This window comes from uncultured Gimesia sp., assembly GCF_937910335.1.
In the GTDB taxonomy this organism is placed as follows: Bacteria; Planctomycetota; Planctomycetia; order Planctomycetales; family Planctomycetaceae; genus Gimesia.
Genome location: NZ_CALEMX010000301.1, coordinates 1 through 11,136, shown reverse-complemented (window position 1 = coordinate 11,136; position 11,136 = coordinate 1). Strand labels below are relative to the sequence as shown.

Here is an 11,136-nt window from a genome sequence, read left to right as displayed (position 1 = left end):
GTGATCTGCTGAACCAGAAAACTTCTTGATCAGTTTTCCATCATTATCGAATGCCGAAGCACTGTTATAGCTGGGAATGACCACATACCCATTGGAACCGTAGAAGATCACTCCTACTTTAGCACCCCGATAGGCTTCGGTTTCCAAACCACGTACTTCAAATACCAGACGCTTGTCACCAAACTGGTGAATGCTGACCTGCGTATTGGCGACATCACCCGCGTCAACATAACCCAGGCGACCACCATAGGCTTGAACGCTGTCACCAACGTTATCAACGCCTAAGCCCCAACGAGCGACATCCATCTGATGGATGCCCTGGTTCCCCAAGTCACCGTTACCCGTAGGTGTTTGCCAATGCCAGTCATAATGGAAACGTGAACGTGTCAACGGTGCCATCGGTGCTGGTCCGAGCCAGAGATCGTAATCAACACTGGCGGGCACATCGTAGTTCCCTTTGGGACCGATTGACTTTCGTCGTTTGTAACAGGTACCGCGGGCCAGTTTCACTTCACCGATGCCACCTGCTTTGATAAAGGCGATCGCATCGATCAGACCGGGTTGTGAACGGCACTGCGTTCCTGTTTGAACAATTTTTTTGTACTTGCGAGCGGCTTCGACAATACGTCGTCCTTCACTCACATTATGACTTACCGGCTTTTCGCAATAAACATCTTTGCCAGCTTGAATGGCCCAGATGGCACCCAGTGCGTGCCAATGGTTGGGAGTCGCAATGCTGACGACATCAATTTTCTGATCGTCGAATGCTTTTCGCAGGTCTTTATAATAGGCAGGTTTCTTATTGGTCTTTTTGTAAACGTTTCCGACACCCTTTTTCATCCCGACGCTTTCATCAGGATCGACAATTGCTACCACTTCTGTATCTTTTCGACCAGTGAATGCACTCAGGTGAGATTGACCACGGCCATTCACACCTAGTAAGGCAACACGCAATTTTTCATTTGGACTGCTGGACTGTTTTTCCGCAGCCGAGAGATGAGGAACAGAAGCGCCCAGAGCGGCCGCACTGGCTGCTGCAAACATCGATTGTTCAAGAAATTCGCGACGTGAATGTTGAGACATCTTCTTTTTTCTCCTCAATGGAATGTCAATGGAAGGATTGCACTGTGCACTATCGGGTAGGATCGAAGAAAAGCCCTGCAAATTGATGAATGAGTAGCCAGATCCTTCAACGGCTACGAATTTGCAGTTTGACTTTGCCAAACGGTCATTATTAGTAAACTCTCTTTATCAAAGTTTAACCGATAAAAGGACGGATTTTCAAGGTTGAACCTGAAATCTGCAACAATTCAGGTGTATTTTACTCTGGAATCGCTTTTGATTTCGTAACTCATGAAATCCGCATTTCTGTTACTCTCTACGGCTTTTTCGTAGAGAATAATGGTAGAAAACTTTCCAATCCGACTTCTTCTCGACTGGCAAAAGGTTCACCATACCCACGATGAATCGTCCAGCCCCAATAGCGGGCTCGGTCTTTGATATCATCTAAAACCGTGGGATGTTCAGTCGATTTACCTGTAAGCATCTGGCTTTCATAACAACGAATAGCCTGCATTTTCAGGTCGATCTGGTCAGATATATCGAAAACGAAGCTTGGTTTAGGATGGTTTCGCAGATGAATGCTCCAGAAATAATAAATCTGCGGAGGCCAATATGGTTCGCCAGGCATATCGGTTTTGCTGAGTTTCGCCCAAAATCGAGCCGCATCCGTAAGATGACTGGCAGCCACATGATCGGGATGAACATCCTCCCAATAGGGGGCCAAAATAATTTTGGGTCTTTGAAGTCGGAATACCACAGCCAACTCCCGTCGTGCATCCAGACTGGATTCCAGGCTCCGATTCTGCAATCCCAGAGATTGGCGCCAATCCAGATCCAATACTTCCGTGGCAGCAGCCGTCTCTTTAACTCGGATTTCCGGACTGCCATAAGGCGTTGGTTCACCGTTGGTTAATTCTATGACTCCTACACGGAGGCCCTGCTGTTTACAGGCCAGAATGGTCCCTCCAATACTGATTTCAGCATCATCGGGATGCGGTGCTACTATAAGTACATCTAAATCAGAATCCACGTGATCTCCTTAAAATGATTGGATGAAACGTTCCCAACTGAAGTCCCCCCAAAAAGGGGTAGACTCAAAATACAAATTCATTAGAATGCCCACACTCTTCTCTCACAGGGATCCAACTCCCTATTCACACCTTATTTCTATATTGTTGACCATCAATCTTAACGGATGAAGATCTTTTTGTCCTCATCTGGAGGAGATTGTATGGAGGAACGACTTATGAAATCGTTTGTTTTAGCGTGTATCGCCCTCTCTCCGGCTTTATTATTTACATCGGGTTGTGCATCGATCATTGATCCCATTTCAGAGCTCAATCGCGAGACACTGCGTGTGTTTAAGCCCAAGCCATTCGACTCCGACTGGAGTGGTGAGGACGAAATCGATCAGTGGAGTTCCGTTGGCGATGAAGCACGCGGCGATCGGCCTAAAGAATCAGATCCTGACCCCTGGTGGCAACAATACATTATGAGTTCCAAAGCCCGGAATATCGAACGTAATCTGGGAATTGAATAAAACTCGGATTTCAGCGAATTTTGTTTACCGGGCCTGACTCTCCAACGTGACATTTTCTTGCATCTGCTTGCTCAGGTAGTTAAGATAAACGGTGGTGCTTGCGCCACTTAAGCTATATTAACTTACCTGCTGCCTGTTTCAAAACAGACAGCTACCCTCGGTTTTGACACCGGAGGACCGGTGTCACCAAACCTGATTCGTAATGTTTGATGTGTCACACTCTGCTTCATCTGGCACATCTTCATTACACTCCATCCTGAAGGTGCCTACCTATGTTTGATTTCTCGCCGCGGTTCTTTGTATCTGGAATGCTCATCGCGTGTGTTGCAGCCGGTAGTACCACGACGCTGGCAGAGAAATCATCCGATCAAAAGAAACCGGTCGTTGACGTTGATTTCAATCGAGACATCCGCCCGATCCTGTCCAAAAACTGCTTTCACTGCCATGGACCTGATGAAGGCACGCGCGAAGCTGACCTGCGACTTGACCTGAGAACCGCTGCCACAGCAAAACTGGAAAGTGAAACGCATGCGATTGTTCCCAAGCACGTCAATCAAAGTGAACTTTATCGCCGCATTATTTCGTCTGATGAATCTGAAATCATGCCCCCTCCCGATGTCGGAGACAAATTAACGGATTCTCAAATCGCATTAATCAAAGCCTGGATCGAACAGGGCGCCCCGTATGCACGTCATTGGTCCTTTGTTCCACCACAGCGTCCCCAACGGCCTGCAGTCAAACTGAAAAACGGGGCCGCCAACGAAATCGATTATTTTGTACTGGCACAATTAGAACAGGCGGGCCTGAATCCGAACCCTAAGGCAGACCGATATACACTCATCCGCCGCCTGAGTTTCGATCTGCGTGGCTTACCTCCTACGCTGGCTGAAGTCGATCAGTTTATCAACGATTCCTCTCCCAATGCGTATGAAAAACTGGTCGATCGTTTTCTGGCCGATCCGGCTTATGGAGAACGCTGGGCGCGTAAATGGTTGGATTTGGCGCGATATGCCGACTCCAAAGGTTACGGTTCTGATCCGCTGCGAATGACCATCTGGCGTTACCGGGACTGGGTGATCTCCGCGTTCAATCAGAACAAACCCTTCGATCAATTTACACTTGAGCAATTGGCGGGAGATCTCCTGCCGAATGCGACACTTGAACAAAAAGTGGCAACCGCGTTTCATCGCAATACCATGACCAATACGGAAGGTGGTACCGACGACGAAGAATTCCGGACCGCCGCCATCACGGATCGGGTAGATACGACTATTCAGGTCTGGATGGGGCTTACCATGGGATGTGCCAAATGCCATTCCCATAAATACGATCCCATCTCACAAAAAGAATACTATCAGCTTTATGCCTACTTCAATCAGACGGCAGACAACGATCAACCGACGGATGCCCCTACAATCATCGCCCCCACGCCGTCCATGCTGCAAGAAACCAAGCGGATCGATTCGGAAATCGTGGCGCTCAATCAGAAGCTGCAAATCCATACGAAAGAACTCGCTCTTGCTCAAGAAAAGTGGGAATCGACTTTGCATGCGAAGCCAGCGTGGAAGATTCTGAACCCATTGACCGTTCAGTCGACCGCCAAAACAACGAAATTCCAAATTCTAAAAGAGGGATCTATTCTGGCAACTGGTCCTGCTGCCAAAGAGAACTATATCATTGAGGCAGAACTCGATGTTCCGGCATTCAAAGCATTGCGTTTGGAAGCGCTCCCCGATGCGAGCCTGCCCTCAAAAGGGCCGGGGCGTGCCAAAGATGGCAATTTTGTATTATCTCAAATCAAAGTTGAGAGCATGCCTTTTAAAACGATCGATACGCCGGTGAAAGGGCAATTCCTGCGAGTGGAACATCAGGGAAACAAAAAACAGATTCTGTCGCTGGCAGAAGTCCAGGTATTCCAAGGCGACAAAAATATATCCAGCCAGGGAGCCGCTTCCCAATCGAGCACCTCGAATTCCGGTGCCGCGAACCTGGCCATTGATGGCAATACCGACGGTCATTTTTTTGATGCCAAATCGACAACTCATACCAATACGGAAGTCAAACCCTGGTGGGAACTGAATCTGAAAAAAGAGACTCCCATTAATCGAATTGCGATCTGGAACCGAACTGATGGAGCCGGCGAAAGGTTATCCAACTTCAAAGTCAGCTTACTCGACGCCAAACGAACCGTAATCTGGCAAACGATTGTAGAAGCATACCCTGCTCCGTCCCGCACGCTGTCGGTCTCGCGTCGCAAAACAATACCCTTAAAACGCGCCATTGCCTCCTTCTCTCAAACCGGCTTCCCAGTGAAGGCAGCCATTGATCCCGCTAATAAGAACCTGAAAGGCTGGGGCGTTGGTCCTCAACTCGGCAAAACACACAGCGCTTACTTCATTCCTGAAAACACCACACTTGCGAAAGCAGAAAAACAACGACTGATTATCACTTTGTCTCACAATTATAAAGACCCACAATATGCATTGGGGAACTTTCGACTTTCCTACACGACGGAAACAAAACTCGAACCGCGTCTCAATGTATCTGATGATCTTCTCGCAATCGTCGATACCAAATCAGCGGATCGAACACCGGCACAACAGAAAAAACTGGCCGCCTACTACCGTACGATTGCTCCGACTCTCAAACCAACGCGGGATCAAATCGCGCAGCTCAAAAAATCAAAACCCGTGTATCCACAGCTTCCTATCATGCAGGAACTGCCTGCGGACAAACAACGCAAAACCCACATTATGGTACGGGGCAGCTTCCTGACACCCGGCGACATTGTCGAACCCGCGCTACTGAGCGCCTTTAATTCCCCACCAGAAAAAACACCTTCGAATCGCATTGCTGTCGCCCGCTGGCTGACCTCGCCGGAAAACCCATTGACGGCCCGCGTGAATGTGAACCGTCTCTGGTCACAATTATTTGGCGCAGGACTCGTGATTACCGAGGAAGATTTTGGTACGCAAGGCGAACTGCCCAGTCATCCTGAATTACTCGACTGGCTGGCGACTGAATTCGTCCGGAGCGGCTGGGACATGAAAGGCCTGCTCAAAACCATTGTGATGTCAAATACCTATCAACAGTCGTCAGTGACGAAACCCGAACATATCCAGAAAGACCCTCGCAATCGACTCCTCTCGCGCGGCTCTCGCTATCGATTGGAAGCAGAAATGATTCGTGATCAGGCACTGGTCATCAGCGGTTTACTCAATAAAAAAATCGGCGGTCCCTCTGTTTATCCTGTTCAACCCGAGGGAATCTGGCGAGCCGCATTTAACGGTCAACGTACCTGGGCCACCAGTAAAAATACCGATCGGTTCCGCAGAGGTCTCTACACTTTCTGGCGACGAACCGTGCCCTACCCTTCCATGGCAACGTTCGATGCGCCGAGTCGCGAAATTTGTACGATCAGACGTATCAGCACCAATACACCACTCCAAGCCATGATTACGTTAAACGACCCGGTCTTTATCGAAATCTCTCAGGCATTGGGGAGTCGCATTTTTAAAGAAGGCGGAAAAACACCGCGTTCCCGTATTGAATACGGGCTGAAGTTAAGTCTGATTCGCCCTGCTCAGCCTGAGCAAATTGAGCCGTTACTGAAACTTTATGAATCGGAATTGAAATACTATCAATCGCATCCCGAGGAAGCAGCGAAACTCGTTGAAAATAAATTAAGCCCGCTTCCCGCTGAATACAATAAATCGGAACTGGCAGCCTGGACCGTCATCGCCAATGTTCTATTGAATATGGATGGCGTTCTTACCAAAGGATAAAGTCATGAATCTGAGACATCAACAACTACAGGCAGTCACCCGCCGTCAATTTTTAGCGAAAGGTTCCACCGGCATTGGTGCGCTCGCATTAAGTTCACTGCTGGCTGACAACCAAAGCGCTTCTGCCAAATCACCGCAGAGTACGGAAACTCAAAAGTTCCGGCTGCCCGCCAAAGCAAAGAGCGTGATCTTCCTGCATATGGCAGGATCACCTCCGCAGCAGGAACTGTTTGACTATAAACCCGAGCTCGTCAAACGCAATATGCAACCTTGTCCTGATTCGTTTCTGAAAGGCCGTGGCTTCCCCTTCATCAAAGGGCATCCCAAAATGCTGGGAACGCCGTACAAATTCAAACAATGCGGTCAATCGGGGACCTGGCTGAGTGAACTCTTACCTAACTTCCAAAAGGTAGCTGATGATGTCACGGTCATCAATTCGATGCACACCGATCAATTCAATCATGCGCCCGCTCAACTATTACTCTATACTGGTGCACCTCGATTTGGTGGTGCATCAATGGGTTCCTGGATTACTTATGGTCTGGGTTCCGAAAATAAGAATCTGCCGGGATATATGGTTCTGCTCAGTGGCGGCAGTGATCCCAGCGGCGGAAAAAGTCTCTGGGGCAGTGGATTCCTGCCTTCGGTCTATCAAGGTGTGCAATGCCGTACTACTGGTGATCCCATTCTGTATGTCACCAACCCCAAAGGCATCAACCGTGAGGTAAGACGTCGCAGTCTCGACGCGTTGAAATCGCTCAATGAATTCGAACTTAAACAGTTTGGCAATCCGGAAACGCTGACCCGCATCAATCAGTACGAACTGGCTTTCCGCATGCAAATGTCAGTCCCGGAAGCGGTCGCCTTGAACAGTGAAACCAAACAGACTCACGAACTGTATGGCACCACCGGTGAAACGCCTTCGTTCGCCAACAACTGTCTGCTTGCCCGTCGTATGGTAGAACGCGGCGTACGCTTCATTCAATTGTTTGATTATGGCTGGGATATGCATGGTACGGGAAAGGGCAATGACTTGATCACAGCTGTCCCAAATAAAGCCAAAATGATCGATCAGCCGTTATATGCTCTCATCTTGGACCTCAAGCAGCGGGGTATGCTCGATGAAACATTGATTGTCTGGAGTGGCGAGTTTGGTAGAACTTCCATGAACGAAGAACGTAACGGTTCGAAATTTTTAGGCCGTGATCATCATCCCCACTGCTATTCCATCTGGATGGCAGGTGGCGGCATCAAAGGGGGCATGACTTACGGCAAAACCGACGAACTCGGTTACTTCATTGCTGAAAAGAAAACGAGCGTCCGCGACCTGCAAACCACGATCCTGCATCTGACAGGCCTCAACGCCAGAAAACTCAAAGTCCCCTATCAAGGATTAGATCAAAGACTCATCGGCCCTGCCGATGAAGATCATCTGCTGAAGGATATTCTGGTTTGAGGATGAGTGAACTCATTTTCTTTTTCAAGCGAGCCGTCACTGACTCCTGAATCGCTCATATCAGTGATCTATTTTGTGACATTGAAATCAAACAATTGGAAATTCGGCCAGTCTATAAGATCAGGATTCGTTTTATCGATTGTTTTGACTGCGGCTATTCCTTTTCAGAAGAACGCCGATAGGGTTTACTCTCGCTGAACAACCTGAATCTCTGGGTTGCATTGTCCTTTTGCTTTTCCGGGGCGCGCAACACAGTTTGTTTTTGCATCTCAATGGCTTTTTCGAATTGCCCCGCTTCAGCATAAGCAACAGCCAAAGCTCCATAATTCACCCAGAACTTAGTAGGGAGCAGATCAAACGACTGTTGAGCGTACTTGAGTGCCTGAGAACCATTGCGAATTTCTTCACTCTCGCAAGCTGCCAGTAAAAAAGCCAGATTATTATGAGGTAACCAGTACTCCGGTTCGATCTCAATCGCTTTTTTGTAATCAGTGATGGCGGCGGCGAAATTATTCAGCGATTCATTAATCTGGGCTCGATTTATCAGGGCGATGACCAGATCCGGTTTTAATTTGAGAATTTCGTCAATATTTTTGAGTGCTTTTTCCAATTTCCCTGTATTTTTGAGGTATAAAGCTTTTTTCAAGAGCAACATCGCTTGACCATAATCTGCATCTTTTTCCGTGGTACGGCGTGCTTTGATCTCTTTCTTTTTTGTCCTTAGATTTTGAGTCGCCAACACGCAATTGTATTTATTGGAGATGGATGATGTGGCTGCAAGTTGTAGATATTTTTCTGCCAACTCCTTTTGGTCCCGCTGTTCTAAAAATTTCCCGGCGAAATAATAATAATTTGTGGGACTTCCGTCCGGTATCTGGGCGATCAGAGATTGGAAACAAACCGGATTCCAGTCGACTGAATCTTGTTTCAACAACATGCGCTGGAAAAGGTTTGAGAGTTCAGCCATTCCAAAATCGGTGGGCCATCGTTCGGAAATTTTTGTGAGCAAGTCATCACGCTGGTCAGTTAATTCAAGTTCATCAGCCAGTAAAGCCGCATGCAAGCCACAATAGGAATCCTTGTATCTATTGAAAGCGGTTAAGTATGTATTGAATGCCTGAGTCTTCAATCCCTGGATCGACTGAAAAACGCCGACTTGCATTCTCAAGTCAAGATTATTCGCATCAGTGTTTGCTAAGAGATACTTCTCGGCCAGCCGACGCGCTGATTCGATATCTCCATGGTCGGTTCGCACACACCAGAAGTACCAATCGGCAGAACTCGATTTGTACCGCATTGAACAAGCTTTCCGAAAAGCTTCCGCCTGTTTCAGGTCACCTAGCCCTTCATAGCACTTGGCCGCACATTGTAATCCCCAGCCTGAATAGGTCTCGGCCGCTTTCATCGCAAAAGGTTTCGCCTGCTCCCATTCTCCCTGCTCCATGTAATAATGTGCCAGCTTGCTCTGAATGAGAGCATTCTGAAGTCCTGTTGAGGGAAGTTCGAGAGCTTTTTCCATTGTCTCCTTCCACTTCTCCTTCTCGCCTCGTTTATAGTAAAGTCCAGCCAGGGATGTATATGTCTTATAATCGGGAACGATTGCAATTCGACGTTGGAATATTTCTTCTGCTTTAACGTCCTCATAATCTGCTAGATATCTATTGGCTAACGCTGTTAAAACAACGGTATTTTTTCCATATTTTTCCATTAAATCAGCTTTGTGTGTTTTTACATATTCCCTGCTTGTGTCGATGTTCATGGCCACAGTTTGCGGCATGTGGGGGCTGACTTTCAGAAGTATTTCAGCGAACTTGCTGTTTTGCTCCTGTCTGCTTTCAGAAATCAGTTTTTTTAAACAATGTGCATGTCGAAGCTGATCCTGGTATACAAAATCGATATTCGAAATTGCTTCATTATAAAGAGTAAAATAGGCTTGTTGGCTTAATTTGTAGTTACTGTTAAAAATCAGCGGAAATGAGATTAACTCCAGTTCGCGCGGATCGTGAGACTGGAGTAACTTTTCATAAGCTGTTTTCGATTCTCCTTGATCCGATGAATAACTTTCAATAAATTGCTCATAAGGATGCCCCTTGATCAGCGGTCGATATTTTGAAAGAACGTCATCGGCATTGACACTGAGATTGCCAGTGAGAAGTTTGAGTTTCCGATGGGTGTGTATAAAAGAGACTTCCTGAAGTAGCTGTCCTAGCACATTCAGAGATGGTTCCATTTCTATTGTCTGGGAGTTTTTCAGTAATTGAGTGACTTGAATCCGTAACTGTTGTTCGCTAATCAAACTAAATGGAGACGAAAGATACCTTTGGATGGGAGCCTTGGTTGAATTGGGAAGATTGCTCTCCAACAGTTTTTGATACATCGCTGGCCAAAGTTGATCTAGCCGTTGTTCGGTGACCATCCTTAGAATCCCCAGTGAGTTCACTTCACAAAGCTGATCCATGGCCCGGCAGCAGGTTGGTTCCAGTGCAAGCAGTTGCTCGATGTTGGTCAGCATTTGCTTTTCATCGCCAGCGGGATCTGCCAGCAGCACACGCAAATAAAGTGCTAAGTATTTTATATCCTCATTTTCAATAGCCTTGTCCAAAACATCCGGCTTGTAAGAGCAATACGCGTCGATCAGTTCAATCCATTCGGGAAGGGGACGTTTATGACTGGAGTTCTCACTGATAGCTGATCGCATAGCTGTAATATCTGTTAACGCACTCCGATGACGCCCAACAAATGCTCTCACATAGGCTCTATGCGCTAATGCCCAGGGAGAATCATCCATGCGTACCGTCAGTCGTTCTGCGTACAACAGGGCCCGTGCCTTGAACACTTTGTGAGCAGGGCTCCATAGGTTTTCGGTCAAACTGCCCAGATTGGCATAGGCAAGCGCCAGCACTGCTATCCGTTCCGGTGATTCTCCCTCTTTCCCGATTTCTGCGTGCATATCCTGGATCACAGTATACTGCGAAATAAAGTTCCATTCTTTCAATCGCTGAAGCGTCTTGTCCGGTACTGCTGTCTCTTCCATCCGCTCGGGTGCCTTACCTGTGTAACCCGCTGATTTCAATGCATTGACAAATTCTGTGCGAGATAGTGCTTCTGATTTTTCTATTAGTGTCTCCATCCCAAATTCTCGTGGTAGAACAAACGGCTCAGAAGACCAGCGAAAGGGATACTCGGTTTTGAGCGGATGCACTAACTCAATGTTCACCTGCCGAAGTCGATCAATGTTAGTAATCCGATATTTCCCATTTGGGTTGAGCCAGGAATCGATCCAGGCTCGAATC

At 47.5% G+C, this 11,136-nt stretch carries 5 protein-coding genes and 1 pseudogene; 3 read left to right on the top strand and 3 right to left on the bottom strand.

From position 1 onward, the window contains the following. Both Q0668_RS12210 and bshB1 read right to left on the bottom strand, forming a co-directional pair. A partial coding sequence (locus Q0668_RS12210; protein ID WP_298864885.1) for a Gfo/Idh/MocA family oxidoreductase occupies nt 1–1,083 on the bottom strand: 1,083 nt, incomplete at its 3' end. A gap of 295 nt (nt 1,084–1,378) precedes the next feature. Beyond that, nucleotides 1,379–2,092, bottom strand: coding sequence for a bacillithiol biosynthesis deacetylase BshB1 (gene bshB1 / locus Q0668_RS12205; protein ID WP_298864884.1), 714 nt, complete (start codon nt 2,090–2,092; stop codon nt 1,379–1,381). 216 nt (nt 2,093–2,308) lie between these two features. On the opposite strand from bshB1, the gene Q0668_RS12200 reads away from it, so the two are divergent. The 3 genes from Q0668_RS12200 (at nt 2,309) to Q0668_RS12190 (ending at nt 7,843) form a co-directional block, all read left to right on the top strand. Continuing rightward, nucleotides 2,309–2,602, top strand: coding sequence for a hypothetical protein (locus Q0668_RS12200; protein WP_298864882.1), 294 nt, complete (start codon nt 2,309–2,311; stop codon nt 2,600–2,602). Nucleotides 2,603–2,874: 272 nt separating this feature from the next. Beyond that, entirely contained in the window at nt 2,875–6,387 is a 3,513-nt protein-coding gene (locus Q0668_RS12195; protein ID WP_298864880.1) for a DUF1553 domain-containing protein, read from the top strand. A 4-nt stretch (nt 6,388–6,391) separates the two neighbouring features. After that, nucleotides 6,392–7,843, top strand: coding sequence for a DUF1501 domain-containing protein (locus tag Q0668_RS12190; protein ID WP_298864877.1), 1,452 nt, complete (start codon nt 6,392–6,394; stop codon nt 7,841–7,843). Between the two features lie 154 nt (nt 7,844–7,997). Here the strand turns inward: Q0668_RS12190 and Q0668_RS12185 are convergent. Continuing rightward, nucleotides 7,998–11,136 (bottom strand): annotated as a pseudogene (locus Q0668_RS12185) (hypothetical protein); the annotation flags it as partial.

What these genes read in the sequence shown, in the direction of transcription:
- Q0668_RS12200 (WP_298864882.1), top strand. Translation starts at nt 2,309, where the DNA reads ATGAAATCGTTTGTTTTAGCGTGTATCGCCCTCTCTCCGGCTTTATTA.
- Q0668_RS12195 (WP_298864880.1), top strand. Translation starts at nt 2,875, where the DNA reads ATGTTTGATTTCTCGCCGCGGTTCTTTGTATCTGGAATGCTCATCGCG.
- Q0668_RS12190 (WP_298864877.1), top strand. Translation starts at nt 6,392, where the DNA reads ATGAATCTGAGACATCAACAACTACAGGCAGTCACCCGCCGTCAATTT.